The 17,855-nt window shown below is 68.4% G+C and carries 20 protein-coding genes; 11 read left to right on the top strand and 9 right to left on the bottom strand.

Translation table 11 applies throughout. The features are described from left to right. Positions 1 to 46 precede the first annotated feature (46 nt). Together E3O42_RS18495 and aspS are read right to left on the bottom strand one after the other, a co-directional pair. Positions 47 to 193 (bottom strand): hypothetical protein, encoded by a 147-nt coding sequence (locus tag E3O42_RS18495; RefSeq protein ID WP_241984731.1) that lies wholly within the window; start codon positions 191 to 193, stop codon positions 47 to 49. Positions 194 to 921: 728 nt separating this feature from the next. Beyond that, on the bottom strand, positions 922 to 2,235 hold the full coding sequence (gene aspS, locus E3O42_RS08710; protein ID WP_134453571.1) for an aspartate--tRNA(Asn) ligase: 1,314 nt from the start codon (positions 2,233 to 2,235) through the stop codon (positions 922 to 924). A gap of 79 nt (positions 2,236 to 2,314) precedes the next feature. Here aspS and E3O42_RS08705 point away from each other — a divergent pair, with 79 nt between their 5' ends. Genes E3O42_RS08705 through ccsB form a run of 5 tightly spaced genes read left to right on the top strand, consistent with a single transcriptional unit; the run spans position 2,315 to position 6,993 of the window. Beyond that, on the top strand, positions 2,315 to 2,959 hold the full coding sequence (locus E3O42_RS08705) for a histidine phosphatase family protein (protein WP_134453553.1): 645 nt from the start codon (positions 2,315 to 2,317) through the stop codon (positions 2,957 to 2,959). Continuing rightward, positions 2,956 to 3,570, top strand: coding sequence for a TlpA family protein disulfide reductase (locus E3O42_RS08700; protein ID WP_338144941.1), 615 nt, complete (start codon positions 2,956 to 2,958; stop codon positions 3,568 to 3,570). Before E3O42_RS08705 ends, E3O42_RS08700 begins: the two co-directional genes overlap by 4 nt. A 2-nt stretch (positions 3,571 to 3,572) precedes the next feature. Continuing rightward, positions 3,573 to 4,334: a cytochrome c biogenesis CcdA family protein gene (locus E3O42_RS08695; RefSeq protein WP_134453552.1), complete on the top strand. Its 762-nt coding sequence runs from the start codon at positions 3,573 to 3,575 to the stop codon at positions 4,332 to 4,334. Then, positions 4,318 to 5,991 (top strand): cytochrome c biogenesis protein ResB, encoded by a 1,674-nt coding sequence (resB, locus tag E3O42_RS08690; RefSeq protein ID WP_134453551.1) that lies wholly within the window; start codon positions 4,318 to 4,320, stop codon positions 5,989 to 5,991. The genes E3O42_RS08695 and resB overlap by 17 nt, the downstream gene beginning before the upstream one ends. A gap of 51 nt (positions 5,992 to 6,042) precedes the next feature. Continuing rightward, a complete protein-coding gene (gene ccsB / locus E3O42_RS08685) occupies positions 6,043 to 6,993 on the top strand; it encodes a c-type cytochrome biogenesis protein CcsB (RefSeq protein ID WP_134453569.1) in 951 nt (316 codons plus the stop codon). Between the two features lie 118 nt (positions 6,994 to 7,111). Here the strand turns inward: ccsB and E3O42_RS08680 are convergent, their stop codons facing one another. From E3O42_RS08680 to E3O42_RS08660, 5 genes are read right to left on the bottom strand one after another with little or no spacing between them, the layout of a single operon-like run. Further along, the gene (locus tag E3O42_RS08680; protein ID WP_134453550.1) at positions 7,112 to 8,092 is read right to left on the bottom strand and encodes an o-succinylbenzoate synthase; all 981 of its coding nucleotides are present in this window, start codon (positions 8,090 to 8,092) and stop codon (positions 7,112 to 7,114) included. Between the two features lie 42 nt (positions 8,093 to 8,134). Further along, positions 8,135 to 8,398: a hypothetical protein gene (locus E3O42_RS08675; RefSeq protein WP_134453549.1), complete on the bottom strand. Its 264-nt coding sequence runs from the start codon at positions 8,396 to 8,398 to the stop codon at positions 8,135 to 8,137. Further along, a complete protein-coding gene (locus tag E3O42_RS08670) occupies positions 8,395 to 8,727 on the bottom strand; it encodes a DUF7882 family protein (protein WP_088454975.1) in 333 nt (110 codons plus the stop codon). The genes E3O42_RS08675 and E3O42_RS08670 overlap by 4 nt, the downstream gene beginning before the upstream one ends. A 51-nt stretch (positions 8,728 to 8,778) precedes the next feature. Beyond that, positions 8,779 to 9,834 (bottom strand): sigma-70 family RNA polymerase sigma factor, encoded by a 1,056-nt coding sequence (locus E3O42_RS08665; protein ID WP_134453548.1) that lies wholly within the window; start codon positions 9,832 to 9,834, stop codon positions 8,779 to 8,781. Continuing rightward, entirely contained in the window at positions 9,831 to 10,178 is a 348-nt protein-coding gene (locus E3O42_RS08660) for a hypothetical protein (protein WP_134453547.1), read from the bottom strand. The genes E3O42_RS08665 and E3O42_RS08660 overlap by 4 nt, the downstream gene beginning before the upstream one ends. A 185-nt stretch (positions 10,179 to 10,363) precedes the next feature. On the opposite strand from E3O42_RS08660, the gene E3O42_RS08655 reads away from it, so the two are divergent. The 3 genes from E3O42_RS08655 (at position 10,364) to E3O42_RS08645 (ending at position 13,536) form a co-directional block, all read left to right on the top strand. Continuing rightward, positions 10,364 to 11,275, top strand: a complete 912-nt coding sequence (locus tag E3O42_RS08655) for a 1,4-dihydroxy-2-naphthoyl-CoA synthase (RefSeq protein WP_134453546.1) — start codon at positions 10,364 to 10,366, stop codon at positions 11,273 to 11,275. 8 nt (positions 11,276 to 11,283) lie between these two features. Further along, the gene (locus tag E3O42_RS08650; RefSeq protein WP_174844238.1) at positions 11,284 to 12,429 is read left to right on the top strand and encodes an AMP-binding protein; all 1,146 of its coding nucleotides are present in this window, start codon (positions 11,284 to 11,286) and stop codon (positions 12,427 to 12,429) included. Between the two features lie 204 nt (positions 12,430 to 12,633). Beyond that, on the top strand, positions 12,634 to 13,536 hold the full coding sequence (locus E3O42_RS08645) for a 1,4-dihydroxy-2-naphthoate polyprenyltransferase (RefSeq protein WP_134453545.1): 903 nt from the start codon (positions 12,634 to 12,636) through the stop codon (positions 13,534 to 13,536). A 39-nt stretch (positions 13,537 to 13,575) separates the two neighbouring features. Here the strand turns inward: E3O42_RS08645 and E3O42_RS08640 are convergent, their stop codons facing one another. Further along, positions 13,576 to 13,866 (bottom strand): DUF4229 domain-containing protein, encoded by a 291-nt coding sequence (locus tag E3O42_RS08640; protein ID WP_134453544.1) that lies wholly within the window; start codon positions 13,864 to 13,866, stop codon positions 13,576 to 13,578. 70 nt (positions 13,867 to 13,936) lie between these two features. Between E3O42_RS08640 and E3O42_RS08635 the strand changes: the two genes are divergently transcribed. The 3 genes from E3O42_RS08635 to E3O42_RS08625 all read left to right on the top strand — a co-directional run bounded on the left by E3O42_RS08635 (position 13,937) and on the right by E3O42_RS08625 (position 16,561). Beyond that, positions 13,937 to 14,371 (top strand): PLD nuclease N-terminal domain-containing protein, encoded by a 435-nt coding sequence (locus E3O42_RS08635; protein WP_134453543.1) that lies wholly within the window; start codon positions 13,937 to 13,939, stop codon positions 14,369 to 14,371. Beyond that, positions 14,364 to 16,130 (top strand): 2-succinyl-5-enolpyruvyl-6-hydroxy-3-cyclohexene-1-carboxylic-acid synthase, encoded by a 1,767-nt coding sequence (menD, locus tag E3O42_RS08630; RefSeq protein WP_134453542.1) that lies wholly within the window; start codon positions 14,364 to 14,366, stop codon positions 16,128 to 16,130. The genes E3O42_RS08635 and menD overlap by 8 nt, the downstream gene beginning before the upstream one ends. 122 nt (positions 16,131 to 16,252) lie before the next feature. Continuing rightward, on the top strand, positions 16,253 to 16,561 hold the full coding sequence (locus tag E3O42_RS08625) for a hypothetical protein (protein WP_134453541.1): 309 nt from the start codon (positions 16,253 to 16,255) through the stop codon (positions 16,559 to 16,561). A 39-nt stretch (positions 16,562 to 16,600) separates the two neighbouring features. On the opposite strand, the gene E3O42_RS08620 is transcribed toward E3O42_RS08625, so the two are convergent. Beyond that, positions 16,601 to 17,833 carry an isochorismate synthase gene (locus E3O42_RS08620; RefSeq protein ID WP_241984730.1) on the bottom strand — a complete coding sequence of 411 codons (1,233 nt, stop codon included), beginning with the start codon at positions 17,831 to 17,833 and terminating at the stop codon, positions 16,601 to 16,603. Between the last annotated feature and the right edge of the window lie 22 nt (positions 17,834 to 17,855).

The raw sequence follows: 17,855 nt of genomic DNA, 5'->3' as shown, positions 1-17,855 counted from the left end.
AAAAACGGCCGAGCGGGGCTCGGCCGTTTTTGGTGTGTTGTGGGTGTTACTTGGTGTTGACGGTGATGGTTGCGATGCCTACGAGGAGCTGGTCGGCGACGGCGTCGGTGTTGAAGGTGGTGTTGAGCAGGGCGGCGGCGTCGGCGGAGATGTGCACGGTGGTGCCGGTGAGGATGGCGTTGTCGCCGTCCATCTGGAGGGGCTTGAGGGTTCCGCCGTAGAGGTCGAAGAGCTTGACCTGGGTGGCGGCGGATTCGCCGTTGGCGGTGACGTCTCCGAAGAGTTCGGAGGTGCCGGGGTCGATGGTGAAGTTGGTCAGTTCGACGACGGTGTCGCCGGCGGTGAGGGAGAAGCCGGAGCCTTCGTGCTCGATGTTGCCCTGGACGTAGGGGCGGTAGTCCTNGGGAGAAGCCGGAGCCTTCGTGCTCGATGTTGCCCTGGACGTAGGGGCGGTAGTCCTCGGCCGGGTCGTAGTAGTCCACGTTGCCGCCGGTGATGGGGAAGTGCAGGCTGCCTTCTTCGAGGGTGGCGGTGCCGACGGTGCCGGGGGTCAGGCCCAGGCTGGTGAGGGCGGCGGCGAAGTCGGCGTCCAGGAGCACGGCGGTGTCGACGCCGGTGAGGGTGGGGATCGAGGCGACCGGGGTGGGGGTGGCCTCGGCGGAGCTGCTGGAGCTGGACGATGACGTCGAGGTCTCGGCGGCGGGGGTGGAGCAGGCGGCGAGGCCGGCGACGAGCAGGCCCGCGGTGGTGAGGCCGAGTGCGGTCTTGGTGAAGGTGCGCATGATGAGGTCCTTTGCTGTGGAGTGTGGGGGCTTGCTTGGTATGCAGGTGGTTCGTCCCCACGTCAGAAAAGGTTTGGTCTTAACGAAAAATCGCGCCCGTCCGTTGGACAGGCGCGATTTTGTACAGGAGGAGTGCGGGTCACGGCTCCAGGCGGGTCGGGCCGCGGAACAGGTAGGTGACCTCACGGATGGATGCCTGGTGCAGCATCAGCATCAGCACACGGGCCAGGCCCATGCCGAACCCACCGTGCGACGGAACGCCATAGCGGAAGAAGTCCAGGTAGCCCGCGATCTCGGCCGGGTCGACGCCCTTCTCCACGGCTTGCTCGACGAGGACGTCGATGCGGTGCTCGCGCTGCGCGCCGGTGGAGATCTCGGTGCCGTTGAAGATCAGGTCGTAGCTGTTGGTCAGGCTCGCGTCGCCCTCGTGTCGCATGTGATAGAACGGGCGGATGCTCGACGCGTAGTCGGTGAGGAACACGAACTCGTGCCCGTAGGTCTCGGCGACGTACGCCGCGATCTGGCGCTCGCCCTCCGGGTCCATGTCGTCGTCGTCGCGGGGAACCTCGTAGCCGCGGCTCTTGACGATCTCCTTGGCCTCGGCCAGCGGGATGCGCGGGAACGGCGTGGTCGGCACGGTGACCTCAACGCCGAACAGCCCGAGAATCTCCTCGCCGTGCTTGGCCTTGACCGCGGTGAACGCGTGCACGAGCAGCTCCTCGTGCAGCTGCATGACGTCTTCGTGGCTGCCGATCCAGCTGATCTCGGAGTCGACGCTGGTGAACTCGGTGGCGTGCCGGCTGGTGAACGACGGGTCGGCCCGGAACGCCGGCCCCACCTCGAAGATCTTGCCGAAACCTGCGGACTGCGCCATCTGCTTGAAGAACTGTGGGCTCTGCGCCAGGTACGCCTTGCGGTCGAAGTACTCCACCTCGAACAGCTCGGCGCGGGACTCGCTCGCGCTGGCCATCAGCTTCGGGGTGTGCAGCTCGATGAAGTCGTGCTCGATCCAGTACGTGCGCAGGGCATGCTCGAACGTGGTCTGGATGCGGAAGATGAGGCTCGCCTTGGGCTGGCGCAGATCGAGGAAGCGCCAGTCCATGCGCTTGTCCAGGCTGGAGTCGGCGGCGATCGGGGTCTCCGGGATGGCGTGCGTGACGACCTCGAGGGACGCCAGCTTGATCTCGATGCCGCCGAGCTTGACCCGCTCGTCGTGCTTGAGTTGCCCGCTCACGGTGACGAAGCTGCCCTGGGACAGGCCGGAGATGGTGGTGGCCGGCTCGTCGTCGACGACGACACCCTCGGCATCCGTCGTGCGCGGATTGACCAGCTGCACGGCGCCGGATTCGTCGCGCAAGACGACGAATTGCACCTTCTTCTGGTCTCGGACGGTTTCGACCCATCCAGACACGGAAACGAGACCGTCGTCGAGGGCAGCAAGGTTCTTGATCAGTACGCGCGCATTCACCCCCTGAGTTTAGCCGCACAGCTCTCGGCGAATTCGCGGGTGACCCTTCCGTAGACTGGAGCATGTGGTAGCTAGTCAGGTACATCTCGTGCGGCACGGTGAGGTTTTCAACCCCGAGCGCGTGCTTTACGGCAGACTTCCCGGCTTCCGCCTGTCCGAGTTGGGCGCGCGGATGGCCGAGGCGGCTGCCGCAGACCTCGTCGAGCGTGGGCGCCCCGTGGTGCGGCTCATCGCCTCGCCGCTGCAGCGCACCCAGGATTCGGCGGCACCGATCATGGCGGCATTCGGTCTGCCCATCGACATCGACGAGCGCATCATCGAACCGGCCAACCGCTTCGAGGGCAAGCGCATGGGCGGCACCGGCGGCGCCCTGCGAGACCCGCGCAACTGGCCCAGCCTGATGAATCCGGCCCGGCCCAGCTGGGGCGAACCGTTCACATCCATCTCCGCCCGGATGCTCGCCGCCATCGACGACGCCTTCCATTCGGTCGACGACGGTGACGTCGTCCTGGTCAGCCACCAGCTGCCGATCTGGATGGTGCACCGTACCCTGGCCCACGAACGCCTCGCCCACGACCCGCGCAAGCGCCGCTGCGACCTGTCCAGCATCACCACGCTGTCGTTGCGCGGCGCCCTTCCGGTCGAGGTCGGCTACGCCAATCCCGCCGGCCCCCTGCTCGTGCAGGCGACGGATGTCGGTGCCGTGTGAGTGCGCACCGCGTGAGTCGCCGTTCGCTTCGTCTTGCCCTGGTCGGCCTCGTCAGCCTCGGCCTCGTGCTGACCGGCTGCTCAGGATCCGACCCGCTGGCCGACCAGTACCGCGAAGGCAGCGGGAAGGGTTACATCGCCGGCGACGGAAGCGTCACGGAGATTGCCGCTGATGACCGCGGGGAGTCCGTCGTCTTCGACGGCACCCTCGAGGACGGCTCCACCGTGAGCTCCGCCGACTACGCCGGCGAGGTGCTCGTGGTCAACTTCTGGTACGCCAGCTGCGCCCCGTGCCGCGCCGAGGCCCCCGACCTCAAGAAGATCAGCGAGGAATTCGCCGATCAGGGCGCTAGCTTCCTCGGCGTGAACGTGCGCGACCAGGCGGCCAGCGCCATCGCCTTCAACCAAAGCTACGAGATCAGCTACCCGTCGGTGATGGACGACGACGGCGGGATGCAGCTCGCCTTCAGCGGCAAAATCCCCCCGAATGCCGTGCCCACCACCCTGGTGCTGGACTCCTCGGGCCGGGTCGCCGCGCGCATCCTCGGCCAGGTCAATTCGCCGTCCATCCTGGCAACCCTGATCAAAGACACGATTGCCGAGGACGGCTAGGCGTGGGCAATCCCTTCGGCGAGATCGTCTTCAGCGGGCAACTGTTCCTGGCGATCCCGATCGCCGTGCTGGCCGGGCTCGTCTCGTTCGCCTCACCGTGCATCCTGCCGCTCGTTCCCGGCTACCTCGCCTACATCGGCGGGTTCGCCGATGGCAGCACCGGGTCGAAGCTCTCCGCCCGCCGGGGCCGAAACCGGCTGCTGCTGGGCGTCGCCCTCTTCATCCTCGGCTTCACCCTGGTCTTCGTGCTCACCGGCGTGGTGTTCGGCGTCGCCGGCTTCTGGCTCAACCAGTACCGCGACCTGATCACCCGCATCGCCGGCGCCATCGTGATCCTGCTCGGCCTGGTGTTCGTCGGCCAGTTCGGGGCGATGCAACGTACCATCAAGACCTCCTGGCGGCCGCGGATGGGCCTGACCGGCGCTCCCGTGCTCGGCGCGGTCTTCGCGGTCGGCTGGACCCCGTGCACCGGGCCCACGCTCACGGCCATCAATTCGCTCAGCCTGAGTACCGGCTCGCCCTGGCAGGGCGGCCTGCTGGCGCTGTTCTACGCGCTCGGCCTGGGCATCCCGTTCCTGCTGATCGCCCTGGGCCTGAACTGGGCCACCGGGGCCGTAGCCTTTCTCAAGCGTCACATCCGGGCGATCAACCTGTTCGGCGGCGTGCTCCTGATCGTTATCGGCGTGCTCATGGTGAGCGGCTTATGGAATGCCTGGCTCCTGAACCTGCAAGGGGTGATTGGCAGTTATGTCCCGGCCATCTGACCACATCGACTCCGCGCCGGTCCCCTCTGGCGACGGGATCACCCAACCCAAGCTCGGCTTCGTCGGCACCCTGCGCTGGTTCTGGCGCCAGCTCACCAGCATGCGCACCGCCCTGTTCCTGCTGCTGTTGCTCGCGATCGCGGCGGTGCCCGGCTCGCTGGTGCCCCAGCGCAGCTCAGACCCGAACGGCGTCACCCAGTACTTCACCGACAACCCCGACCTCGCGCCGGTGCTGGACACGATCCAGGCGTTCGACGTGTACTCCTCGGCCTGGTTCTCCTCCATTTACTTGCTGCTGTTCGTCTCGCTGATCGGCTGCGTCATCCCGCGCACCAAGCACCACCTGCAGGCGTTGCGCGCAAAACCGCCCAAGACCCCCGCCCGCCTCGGCCGGCTGGCCGGCTTCATGAGCCGCACCGCTCCGGCCGGCACGGATGCCGCCACCGCCGTCGCCGCTGCCCGCACCGTGCTTAAACAGGGCCGCTACCGCGTGGCCCTGTTCGAGAGCCCCACGGAATTCTCGGTGTCGGCGGAGCGCGGCTACCTGCGCGAGACCGGCAACCTGGTCTTCCATTCCGCCCTGGTCGGACTGCTCCTTGTCGTCGGCTTCGGCAGCGGCTTCGGCTTCACCGGCCAACGGGTGCTCGTGGAGGGGCAGACCTTCGTCAACACTCTGCTGGCCTACGACTCGTTCAACCCCGGCCGGTTCTTCGACGACACAGAATTGGACCCCTACACGCTCACCCTCGACGACTTCGATGTGAGCTACGAGACCGCGAACCTCGAGGCGTTCGGTCAGCCCGTCGACTTCACCGCCGGCGTCACCGTCACCCCGCGCGGCGGCGACGCCAAAGCCGGCGCGGTGCGGGTCAACGACCCGCTTCGCACCGGCGGCACCAGCGTCTACCTGCTCGGCAACGGCTACGCGCCCACCATTACGGTGAAGGACCCGGAGGGCACCGTGGTGTTCACCGACTCCGTGCCGTTCTTGCCGCAGGACGCCAACCTCACGTCGCTGGGCATCGTTAAGGTGCCGGACGGCCTGGAAGAGCAGGTGGGCCTGGTCGGCTTCTTCTACCCGACCCAGGACGAGAGCAGCACCGGGTCGTACTTCTCCAGCTTCCCCGACCTCGAGTACCCGGTGCTCACCCTCAACGTCTACGCGGGCGACCTCGGCCTCGACGACGGCGTCCCCACCTCGGTCTACTCCCTCGACACCGACACCATGGAGCCGCTGGCCACCCGCACGAGCGACATCCAGCCGCTCGAGCTCAAGCCGGGCGAGACCCAGGAACTGCCCAACGGGCTGGGCTCGGTGACCTTCGAGAACGCCACGCCGGACGCCGCCGACGGGGACTACTCAGGTTCGGTGCCGCGGTTCGCGTCGTTCGACATCCACCACGACCCCACTCAGGGCTGGGTGCTGCTGTTCGCGGTGCTCGTGCTCGGCGGTCTGCTCACGTCGCTCTTCGTGCCGCGCCGACGGCTCTGGGTGAAGGCCATCGAACAGGCGGATGGCTCGGTGCTGCTCGAATACGCCGGCCTCGCTCGCGGAGAGGACCCGGCGCTCGAGTCGGCTGTCACCACCCTGGCCGACCGGCATGCCGCCCTGCTGAAACGCTCCGCCCGGGTCGTTTCCCCCGTCGAACCCGCTTAGGCTGTAAAAGTGAATCTGAACGAGCTCTCGATCCTCAGCCTGTACTCGGCCATGGCCGTCTACGCGGTGGCGTTCATCGCCTTCTCGATCGATCTGGCCAAGCGCAGCTCTGCGGTGGACGCGGCAGACACCGAGTCCGCCAAAACCGAAGCGGGCGAGGCCGCCGCCGTGGGTTCCGCCGGCGGCACCAGCACTCTTACCCGCATCAGCGCCCGGATGGCCAACGATGCGGCCACGCCGTACGGCCGCTCCGCCAGCCTGCGGGTGGGTGTCTCCCTGACCGTGCTCGCCTGGGCCCTGCAGCTCGTCGCCACCGTCTTGCGCGGCATCGCCGCCGATCGGGTGCCGTGGGCCAACATGTACGAGTTCGCCATGACCGGCACGCTTCTCATCGTCACGGTGTTCCTGTTCCTGCTCACCCGCATCGACCTGCGGTTCCTCGGCACCTTCGTCACCGGACTCGTCCTGATCCTGCTCGGCATCGCGCAGCAGTACTACGTCGAGGTCGCCCCGCTGCCGCCGGCATTGCAGTCGGTGTGGCTGGTCATCCACGTGTTCGTGGCGTCACTCGCCACTGGATTCTTCGCCCTCGGGTTCGCGCTGTCGTTCGTGCAGCTGCTGCAGTTCCGCCGCGAGGACCGTGTGGGCACCGACAAGCCCGGCCGGCTCAAGTTCCTGAAGACCCTGCCGGCGGCGGTGACCCTGGAGAATCTGGCCTATCGCACCAACATCATCGGCTTCATCCTGTGGACCTTCACCCTCATGGCCGGCTCGATCTGGGCCGAGCGGGCCTGGGGTCGGTACTGGGGTTGGGACACCAAAGAGGTGTGGACCTTCATCATCTGGGTGATTTACGCGGGGTACATCCACGCGCGGGCCACCCGCGGCTGGCGCGGATCGCGGTCGGCGTGGCTGGCGATCATCGGTTTCGCCGCCGTGATGTTCAACTTCGGTGTCGTGAACGTCTTCTTCAAGGGCCTGCACGCCTACTCTGGCCTCTAGCCCACAACGCCGTCCGCGCCCCGATCGCAGGCCGACCTCGCTGAGTTCGGTGGCTTGCGCGCGCCGCGCCCGATCGGAGGTCGAGCTTGTCGAGACCTCGTGACGTGCGTGCGACCCGCTAGTCGGCGAGCAGGGCGTACGTGCGGGTGATCCGGGCGAGCCACCAGTCACGGCGTTCGGGTGTCGCGGCGTAGGTGTCGAGCAGGTCGGCATCCGGAACCACCCGGCGCACCGGGATGCTGCCATCGACCGGCAGCAGCGGCTCGTGGGTGACATCGGCGGCCAGCAGCGACGCCGTGGCCAGGCCGCAGTCGTAGTCGAGCTCGGGCAGCGCCGCTGCCAGGAAGGCGCCCATCGAGATGCCCACGGAGGTGTCGAGGGCGCTGGAGACGATGAGCGGCAGTCCCGTCTCGGCCTGGATCGCGAGGACCGCGCGGATGCCGCCGAGGGGCGCCGCCTTGACGATCAGGAGGTCGGCAGCGCCGGAGCGCGACACCAGGAGGGGATCGGATTCCTTGCGCACGCTCTCGTCGGCCGCGATCGGCAGGTCGAGGTAATCGGTACGACGGCGGATCTCGGCGAGTTCGTCGATGCTCGCGCACGGCTGCTCGACATACTCGAGGTCGAACTCTGCCAGCGCGTGGATCGCGTGCTCGGCCTCGTCGAGGTTCCAGAGCCCGTTAGCATCCACCCGGATGCGTCCCTCTGCGCCAAGGGCCTTGCGCACCGCCCGCACCCGCTCAACGTCTTCGGCAAGGGTCTGGCCGGGGTCGGCGACCTTCACCTTGGCGGTGCGGCAGCCGGGGAACCGGGCCAGTAGCGCGGGCACGTCGGCGGCGTCGATAGCCGGCACCGTCGCGTTTACCGGAACCCGGTCTCGCCGAAGGGCCGGGGTCTCTTCCCAACCGAACTCCAGTGCCGCCCGCAGCCAGGCCGCAGCCTCTTCGTCGTCGTATTCCACGAAGGGGGAGAATTCGGTCCAGCCGGCCGGTCCTTCGATCAGCACGGCTTCACGGCTGGTGAGACCGCGGAAACCGGTGACGAGGGGAAGGTCGACCACGCGGGCGGTGGCGAGCACGTCGTGCAATGAAGGGAGCATGGCTCTAGTGTGCCAGCATCCGCGGGTCCGCCCCTGGCCTGCTCATTCGGTGGAATCGGCGACGAAGGTCTCTTCGGGGGTCAGCATGACGTCCGGGAGGTTGGGCTGCACGTCCACGATGGCGATCGCGGTGCCTGGAGAGATGAGCAGGTAGGCATCCTGATAGCGCCCGGCGCCGCTGTTGACCCGAAGCCAGGTGGGCACGCCAGCCGCCGCTGCATTGGAGATCTCGGCTCGTAGCGACTCGATCGTGCGGTCTCCGAGCGTGTACGGTTTGCCGCCGTAGACGATGTCGATGCGGGTCACGAGTCGTCCTTACCGTTGGACGTTGATCCCAGCCGGTGTGGCTCCGGCACGATCTGCAGGCCGCCCGATGAGTTCGCGGTCAGCATCAGCGCTTCGATCCAGTCGCGGTTGAGGCTGGGTGAACGGCCGCCGAAGTACTTGTAGGCCAGCGGGATGCTGGGATGCATCCAGATGGTGCTCCGTCCGTCACCCCCCTGGGGGTCGTCACGCCAGGTGAAGTAGAAGCATTCACCCCGGCGTAGCTTGGCACCGATTACCACCTGGATGTGCGCGAGCACCCGATCATCGAAATCCGCCGTGAGGCTCGAATCGTACGTCAGCTTGCCCATTGCACCACTCCGTTGATAGGGGTAAGTGTTACGCTACGCCGGTTTTCGCTTCTAGTCCCTGAGATATCGCTCGAGTCGTGGCACCTTTAGGAGGGCCAAAGCCCGCTTCTCGATCTGCCGGACCCGCTCCCGCGTCACGCCCTGGATTACCGCGATCTGGTCGAGGGTGCGCGGCTCCTCACCTGTGAGACCGAAGCGGGCCGTGAGGATGGACCGTTCCCGGTCGGGCAGGGCGTCGAGATAAAACGTGATGTCGGCCGCTCGCAGCGTGATGGTGGCGCACTCGTCGGGCTGGGGTAGATCGTCGTCGATGATCAGCTCGGCGATGTCGCCGATGCCGTCGCCGACCGGGGCGTGCAGCGAGATGGGCTCGTTGTCGTACTGCAGCAGGCGGGACACGTCGCGCACCGCGATCTGTGACAGCTCGGCGATCTCCTTGAGCGTCGGTTCCCGGTCGAGTGTGCTCGTGAGGTCCCGGCGGATGCGCTTGATCTTGTTGAGCTTCTCGGCGGTGTGCACCGGAATGCGGATCATGCGCGACTTGTCGGCCATGCCGCGGTGGATGGCCTGGCGAATCCACCAGGTGGCGTAGGTGGAGAACTTGAAGCCGGTCATGAAGTCGTACTTTTCCACCGCCCGCACGAGGCCGATGTTGCCGTCCTGCACGAGGTCCATGATCGGGACGCCACGACCTGAGTAGTGCTTGGCGATGCTCACTACGAGACGCAGGTTGGCCTCGATGAAGTGGTTCTTCGCCCGCCGGCCCTCGAAGACCAGGCAGGTGAGCTCCCGCTTGAGCTCGGGGTTCACTGCGGTGCCCTCAGCTTCGGCGCGGGACATCTTCTCTTCGGCGAACAGTCCGACCTCGATCTTGCGGGCCAGATCCACCTCGTCCTCTGCGGAGAGCAGGGGGCCCTTGCCGATGCGGCGCAGGTAGTCGCCGAAGGCATCCGTGGACGCCCGGCTGTATCGGGAGGTGGCCGCGGCACTGGCGGCGGCCGACGGCGAATACGACGATGGGGTGGACTCAGCCGGCGGCGCTGCCGGGGCCTGGGTCCTGGTGCGAGCGGTTGCTCGGGCGATGGGCGTCTGAACGATGGTTGTCATGCGAGGACCCCCCGGGTGAGAAGACTGGCTGTTGCACGGTCAAAAGAAGTGAAGTAGGCACGTTCCCGTGGGCGACCGAGGTTGGTCACCTCGAAGGCGCTGCCGACGATCTGGATGAAGCCGAGCAAGGCGGTCGGGTCGTCCTGCTCGATGGCATGGTCCGCGACCCGCCATTCCGTGGGGGAGAGTTCGGTGATCTCGACGTCCGCGAGGGCAACGGCTGAACTCTCGACGGTGCCGTTGGATATCGGTGTCAGGACAGGAGCAGTGTGGGTTTCGGCGCTGGTGACGGATGCGTGTTTGGGTAACGCGGTGTCGGGTGCCGAGGGGCTGTTGTGAAACATGACCACCTCCAGGTCTTTCGGGTGAGATAAGTACACAACTCGGCGTCTGGCCCATTCAAGGGGTTGACGGGGACGACGCCGAGGAGGTACACCTGAAGAGCCCTCATGTTGTGTGAGCGGTCCCAGGCGTCCGACCGACCCTTCCGCCTACCCCGCAGCCAGAACCTGCCGCGTAGGCTGAAGCCATGCCCGACCTGGTTTCAGAGATCTTCGACCCGACCCAGTGGCGTTCGGTGGATGGCTTCGGCGCTCTCGCCGACATCACCTATCACCACGACCTCACCGGCCGCATCGCCCGCGTGGCCTTCAACCGCCCGGAGGTGCGCAACGCCTTCCGGCCGCAAACCGTAGACGAGCTTTACGCCGCCCTCGAGGATGCCCGCACCAATCCGCACATCGGTGTGGTGCTGCTCACCGGCAACGGACCGAGCCCGCGTGACGGCGGCTGGGCGTTCTGCTCGGGAGGCGACCAGCGCATCCGCGGTCGGGACGGCTATAAGTACGGTGAGGGCGAGACCGCCAGCGGCATCGACAAGGCCAGGGGCGGTCGCCTGCACATCCTCGAGGTGCAACGCCTGATCCGATTCATGCCCAAGGTCGTCATCGCCGTGATCCCGGGTTGGGCGGCCGGCGGCGGGCACTCGCTGCACGTGGTTTGCGACCTCAGCATCGCCAGCGCCGAGCACGGCAAGTTCAAGCAGACGGATGCCGATGTCGGCTCCTTCGACGGAGGTTACGGCAGCGCCTACTTCGCCCGCCAGGTCGGCCAGAAGGCGGCCAGGGAGGTCTTCTTCCTCGCCCGGGAGTATTCCGCCCAACGCGCCTTCGAGATGGGGGCGATCAACGCCGTCGTGCCGCACGCCGAGCTGGAGAACGAGGCGCTGGACTGGGCGCGCACCATTCTGACCAAGTCGCCCACGGCCATCCGCATGCTCAAATTCGCCTTCAACGCGGTGGACGACGGCATGGTCGGGCAGCAGGTCTTCGCGGGGGAGGCCACCCGCCTGGCCTACGGCACCGACGAGGCCGTCGAGGGCCGGGACTCGTTCCTTGAGAAGCGCGAACCGGACTGGTCGCCGTACCCCTGGCAGTTCTAGGAGATGCGGTGAGGCCCGTTCGCGTCGTTCCCGTCGGGGATCCGCTGCACCTGCTGGCAGAGTTGCGCCTGGCGCTCTCCGCCACCGGCGACGCGCTGCTGCCGGCGCCTTCGGCCCAGAACGGAACCGGCTCCGGCCGGGACTGGCTCGGGCTTGTGCCGCGCCGCGTGGCCGTGGTGATCGAAACGTCGGGCTCGACGGCCGCGCCCAAGCGGGTGATGCTCAGCACCGACGCGTTGCTAGCCTCCGCGGCGGCATCGAGCGTCGCCCTCGGCGGCGACGGTCAGTGGCTGCTGGCCCTGCCCGCTCATTACATCGCCGGGGTACAGGTGCTCGTGCGGTCGATCGCGGCCGGCACCGAGCCCGTACTGCTTCCGCCGGGTCACTTCGACCCGGTTGTGTTCGCCGAGTATGCCGGCCGCCTCGCCGAACCGTTGCGCTTCACCTCGCTGGTGCCCGTGCAGCTGGCCCGGCTGCTGGATGCCGCGGACGCCGACCCGGCGATCCTGGCCGTGCTCCGCCGGTTCACCGGCATCCTCGTGGGCGGCCAGGCCGTCGCCCCGGCTCTGATCGACCGGGCCGCACGGCACCGGATCCGGGTGTTGCGCACCTATGGGTCGTCGGAGACCGCCGGCGGCTGCGTGTACGACGGCGTCCCGATCGGCAACACCCTGGTGCGCGCCGTCGACGGTCAGCTCGAGATCAGCGGTGCGGTGCTCTCCGACGGGTACCTCGACGACGCGGAGCGCACCGGCGACAGATTCCTGGACGACCAGGGCGTGCGCTGGTACCGCACGGGCGACCTGGGCACGGTCGCCGCCGACGGCACCGTGAGCGTCACCGGCCGGGCCGACAACGTGATCGTCTCCGGCGGCGAGAAGGTGTCGCTGGATGCCGTCGAGACCCTGGTGCGCACCCTTCCCGGCCTGGGCGAGGCCTTCGTCGTGCGCGCGGCCGACCCTGTCTGGGGGCAGGCGCCGGTGGTCGTGCTGGCCGCGACCGTGGCGCCGGCGCTGGAATCCGTGCGCGCCGCCGCAGCTTCGGCTCTGGGCCGAGCCGCCCGCCCCGCTCGCATCGTGACCGTCGAGACCATCCCGCTCCTGGCCTCCGGAAAGCCGGACCGGCAGGCGTTGGAAGCGCTGATCGCGCGCTGAGGCGGCGGCCGTACCGGATGCCGGGGAGCCCGGCGGGCACCCGGACGCGGCCAGTAACATGATGGCGTGGCTAATGGAGCGCGGCCGAACGAGCCGAAACAACAGAAATCCCGTCAGACCGGCCAGAACGGTGCCCGGAACGCGGCACCGGTCGGGCACAGGAACTCGGCGAAGTCGGGCAATCCAGCCCGGAAGAACGGTGCGATGACCGGACCCGGACGCAGCGGACCGGCCACAGCCGGCGACTGGATCTCCGGCGCGCGCCTCCGCACCCTGCCTCTGGCCGTCGCACCCGTGGCGCTGGGAACGGGAGCCGCCGTCGTGGCCGGTGGCGCCGGCGAGTTCCACTGGGTGCGGGCACTGCTCGCGTTGGTGGTGGCGGTGAGCCTGCAGATCGGCGTGAACTACGCGAACGACTATTCCGACGGCATCCGCGGCACCGACAACCACCGGGTCGGCCCGGCCCGCCTCACCGGCGGTGGAGCCGCCAAACCCCGCGCCGTGCTGACCGTGGCGCTGGCCTTCTTCGGCGTCGCCGCCGTCGCCGGACTGGTGCTCGTGGTCGTGAGCCAATACTGGTGGCTGCTCACCGTCGGAGCCCTGGCCATCGTGGCGGCTTGGTTCTACACCGGCGGCAAGAAGCCCTACGGCTACCTGGGCCTGGGTGAACTCTTCGTGTTCGTCTTCTTCGGCCTGGTGGCCACCACCGGAACCACCTACGTACAGGTGGGCACCGTCAACGTGGAGAGCTGGCTGAGCGCCGTGGCCATCGGCCTGATCGCCTGCGGCGTCTTGATGGTGAACAACCTGCGCGACATCAAGCCGGACAAGGTGGCCGGCAAGCGCACCCTCGCCGTGTGGATCGGCGCCAGGGCCTCCCGTGTGGTGTTCTGCGTGTTCCTGCTGGTGCCCTTCGCCATCGCGGGCTTCTTCGCGCTGTTCTACCCGCTGGCCTGGTTCACCTTCTTCGTGCTGCTGCTGGTGCTGCCGGCCTGCCTGATCGTGGCGACCGCGAAGACGGCCAAGGAACTGATCCTGGCGCTCAAGCTCACCAGCCTGGCGGCGCTGCTCTACGGCATCCTGCTCGGGCTGGCCTTCGCCCTGTAACCTCACAACAGAGCGGCGTGCTGCCGGCTCAGCGGAGGGTCAGGGCGCAGGCGGGGTGTGGCCGGCCTCAGCGCGGTCGACCGCGGCGTCCTCGGACTCGGCGTCCGGGTGCACAGGTTCCTTGTCGCGGTGCCGCACGGCGTAGAGACCGCGGGCCACGGTGTCGCGCCGGGCGCGAAGGAAAATGTAGGACAGGCACAGGCCGATCACGGCGGCGAGCAGTGCCGCCAACCAGCCCTCGATGCCCAGCAGCGACAGGATCACGAACGGCACGGCGAACATCAGGACTCGGAGCACGGTGAACACCAACCAGGCTGGAACAGCTTTCATACCTGCAGCTTAAACCGTGCCGCTGTGAGTACTCACCGATCTCTCGGCTGACCGGCCTACAATTGGCCGTATGTTCCGCCTGTTGTTCGGCCTCGGAGTCGTTGTCGTCATTCTCACCGTCTATGCAGTGGTGGATTGCGCGCTGTTCGACCGCAATCGCATACGTGGCGTGCCCCGGTGGGCATGGATCCTGATGATCATCCTGCTTCCTGTTCTCGGCGCCGTCCTGTGGCTGGTGATCGGCCGCGGCCGCCGCAGCAACACCGCCAACCCCGGCGGCAGGGTCACCCGGTCGATGGCCCCCGACGACGACCCTGACTTTCTGCGTGGTCTGGACCGCGTGAAGGACCAGGACCAGCGCATCCGCGATCTCGAGCAGGAACTGGCCGATTTCGACAAGATGGACCCGCCGGCCGACGAGGCGCCCCGTCCCGGCACCGCCGGAGTCGACCCCAAGAAAACCGAACCCGGTGAGGGCGACCAGCCGGGCCGACGGGATGCCTGAGACCACCGAGGACATCGGTTCGACCACCCCGCCTGACACGGCACCCGTGCATCAGGTTGCGGCCAGCAGCCCCGCCACCGACTTCAGCGTGGCGTTGCTGGCCGAGTTCGTGAGCCTCGGCGTGCGCGACATCGTGCTCAGCCCGGGGTCACGGTCCCAGGCGCTGGCCCTGGCCGCTGCCGAATTCGAACGCCTCGGCCTGCTGCGCCTGCACGTGCGTATCGACGAGCGCGGCGCCGGGTTCCTCGCGCTCGGGCTTGCCATCGAGAGCGGGCGCCCCGCGCTCGTGGTCTGCACCTCCGGCACCGCCGTGGCCAACCTTCACCCCGCGGTACTCGAGGCACACCACTCCGTGGTGCCCATGATCCTGCTCACCGCCGACAGGCCGGCCGAGCTGCGGGGCATCCGCTCGAACCAGACCACGGTGCAGCCGGGCATCTTCGCCGGGGCCGTGCGCCTCTGCACGGACGTGGCCGCCCCCGACGGAACCGTGGGGGAGTCCGAAGCCGCGACCGCCCTGGCGCGGCTTGCGTACGCGACGGCGCTGGGTACCCAGACGAACAACCCCGGACCCGTGCAGCTGAACCTGGCGTTCCGCGAGCCGCTGTCGGCCGCCGTCGACCTCGCAGCCGTCGCCGCCGATGCGTCGCCTAGCCGGCCGGATGCGGCGGCGCCCGCTGTCAACGCCGGCCCGCCGCTTGCGTTGCCGCCAGGTCCCCGCACCGTCGTCGTGGCCGGCGCGGGTGCCGGGCCGGCCGCGGAGGAGCTCGCCCGTCTCGCCGGCTGGCCGCTGATCGCCGAGGTCTCCAGTGGTGCCAGGTTCGGCCCGAACCTTGTCGTGGCCTACCGCGAACTGCTCGGGCACGCCGACTTCGGAGGCCAGGTGCAGCGCGTGATCGTGTTCGGCCACCCCACTCTCAGCCGGGAGATCCCGGCGCTCGTGCTGCGCGATGACGTGGAGACCATCGTCGTGGCCCCCGCAGGTCTCGAGTGGTACAACCCCGGCCACCGGGTTGCCAGGTTCGAGCGTGCCGTCGTCGCCTCCGACACGGCGATCGCCGTTGCGGGCACTCGCGAGGCCCGGGCCTGGGCGGGCAGGTGGGTGATGGCGAGCAGGAACATCCTGGCCCAGGACACCCAGCTCGACGCCCCGGCTTTCGGTGCCCACGGCATGACCAAGGCTGAGTTCGCCGCGATGAGGGCACCGGTCACCCGGGCGATCCTCGCCGACGCCGTCTGGCGCGCGTCCTGGCCGCACGACCGCCTGGTGCTCGGCGCATCCAGGCTGATCCGCGAGCTGGACACCCGGGTCACCGGCAAGAAGATCCCCGTGCACTCCAACCGGGGCCTGGCCGGCATCGACGGCACCATCGCCACGGCGCTGGGCATCGCGTTGGCCAGCCAGGCGGGTGCGCATCCGCTTTCGACGGGCACGACCCGGCTGCTCGTCGGCGACGTGACCCTGCTGCACGACGTCGGCTCACTGCTGATCGCGCCCGGTGAGGTGCGGCCGCGGCTGCAGGTGATCGTGGGCAACGACGGCGGCGGCACCATCTTCGACGGTCTCGAGGTGGCGGCCACGGCCGCCCCGTCCGCCATCGACAGGGTGCTCTTCACCCCGCATCAGGTGAACCTCGAGGCCCTCGCCACCGCCTACGGCTGGGACTACACGCGCGCCGCCACCCGCAGCACCCTCGAATCGGCGCTCACTGCCCCGGCCAGCGGCCCGATCCTCGTCGAGGTACCCCTGGCCCGCTAGCTGCGGAGACGGGCCTCTTCTGTTGCACTCTCCCCGGGAGGCGGCGGTGCGGGGCGTTGGCGGGTTTGGTACCGTTGCTCTCATTCCCTGCCAGATGTGCGGGAACGGCCAAGGAGCGCGCCATGCCCGGTAGAACCGCATCACCAGCACCGGCCGCCTTCCCACCGGCCCGCGCCCGCGCCGACACACTCGCGGTGTCCGCCATGATAATTGGCGTCGTCGCTTTCCTCGGCGGCTGGATGCCCGTGCTGGGCCTGATCCTCGGCACCACCGGCGTGACCCTCGGCCTCGTGGCGAGGCGTCGCTCGAATCGTCCGGAGCTGGGCCTGACCGCCCTGATCCTCTCGATCCTGGCCGTACTGACCAACATCGTGGTCGACGTGATCGTGGTCGTCTCCATGGTGACCCAGGTCAACAACCTGCCCGGATAGGCGCAGTCTGCGGCCGGCCCGCGGATGTCTGGGCGGCTGCTAGCCGAAGGCCTCGACCACGGGGCGAAACTTCATCTTGGTCTCGGCCAGTTCGCGGTCGGGAACCGAATCCAACACGATGCCGCAGCCGGCGTAGGCCGTGACGTCCCCGGCGGGGGAGACCTGCGCGCAGCGGAGCGCGATGGCCCACTCGCCGTCGCCGTCGGCGCCCACCCAGCCCACCGGCCCGGCATAGCGACCACGGTCGAAGGGTTCGAGTTCGCGGATGAGCGCGAGCGCCTCCCGGGTTGGCGTGCCGGCGACGGCCGCGGTCGGGTGCATTGCCGCGATGAGGTCGAGCGACGTGGAGCCGTCGCTCAGGGTGCCCTCGAGGTCGGTGGCCAGGTGCCACAGGTTCGGCAGCTTCACCGTGAACGGGATCTCGCTGGTCGTGAGAACCGAGGTGTGCGGGCGCAGCGCGGCCAGCACGCTCTGCACGGCGAACTCATGTTCGTCGCCGTCCTTGCTCGACGTGGCCAGCGCGAGCGCGGCCTCGATGTCGGCCGCCGCATCCGCCCCGCGGGAGATGGTGCCGGCGAGCACCCGGGCGTTGACCTCGTTGTGGTCCGCCCGGATGAGGGTCTCCGGGCTGGATCCGACGAGGCCGTCGACGGCATAGGTCCAGCAGTCCGGGTACCCCAGCGCCAGCTCGGTCAGCAGCCGGCGCAGGTCGGACTCGGCCGGCAGGTGGCCGACGAGGTCGCGCGCCAGCACCACCTTGCTCAGGTCCTGGGCGCCGATGCGCGCAACGGCGGCCGCCACCGCGTCGCGGTAGCCGGCCGGCTTCAACGCGCCGGGCAGGAGCGAGATGCGGTACTCGTCGCCGAGCGGGCGCATGGCCAGCGGAGTCTCGGGAGCGGCCTGGCCGGTGGGCCAGATCCGGGTGACCCAGCACTGGCCGTCCTCGCGGCCCACGATCAACTCGGGCACGATCAGCACGCTGGTCTGGCTGGAGGAGTCGTCGAAGGCGAAGGTGCCGAAAGCCAGAAGCCCGGTCCCGGTGCGGGCGAGCGGGTCTGTGACCGTGGCGGCCGCGACGACGTCGCGCCACGCGGCGGCGGCATCCGTCATCCGGGTGGGCCCGGAAAACTCGAGGCGCAGTGCGCTGCCGAAACCGGCGAGGCCCTGATTGCGGCGCATCCAGAGCAGCGGCGTGCGCTCGTCGAGCAACAGGATCAATTGGCGAATGTCGGCAATCGGGGAGGTTTCAACCGTTAGAGCGGGCGCATTCACTCGTCTACCCTACGCCCGCGCC

The sequence above is a fragment of the Cryobacterium adonitolivorans genome (assembly GCF_004402695.1).
In the GTDB taxonomy this organism is placed as follows: Bacteria; Actinomycetota; Actinomycetes; order Actinomycetales; family Microbacteriaceae; genus Cryobacterium; species Cryobacterium adonitolivorans.
The sequence above is the reverse complement of the archived record's forward strand: the minus strand, read 5'-3'. Positions and strand labels throughout refer to the sequence as shown.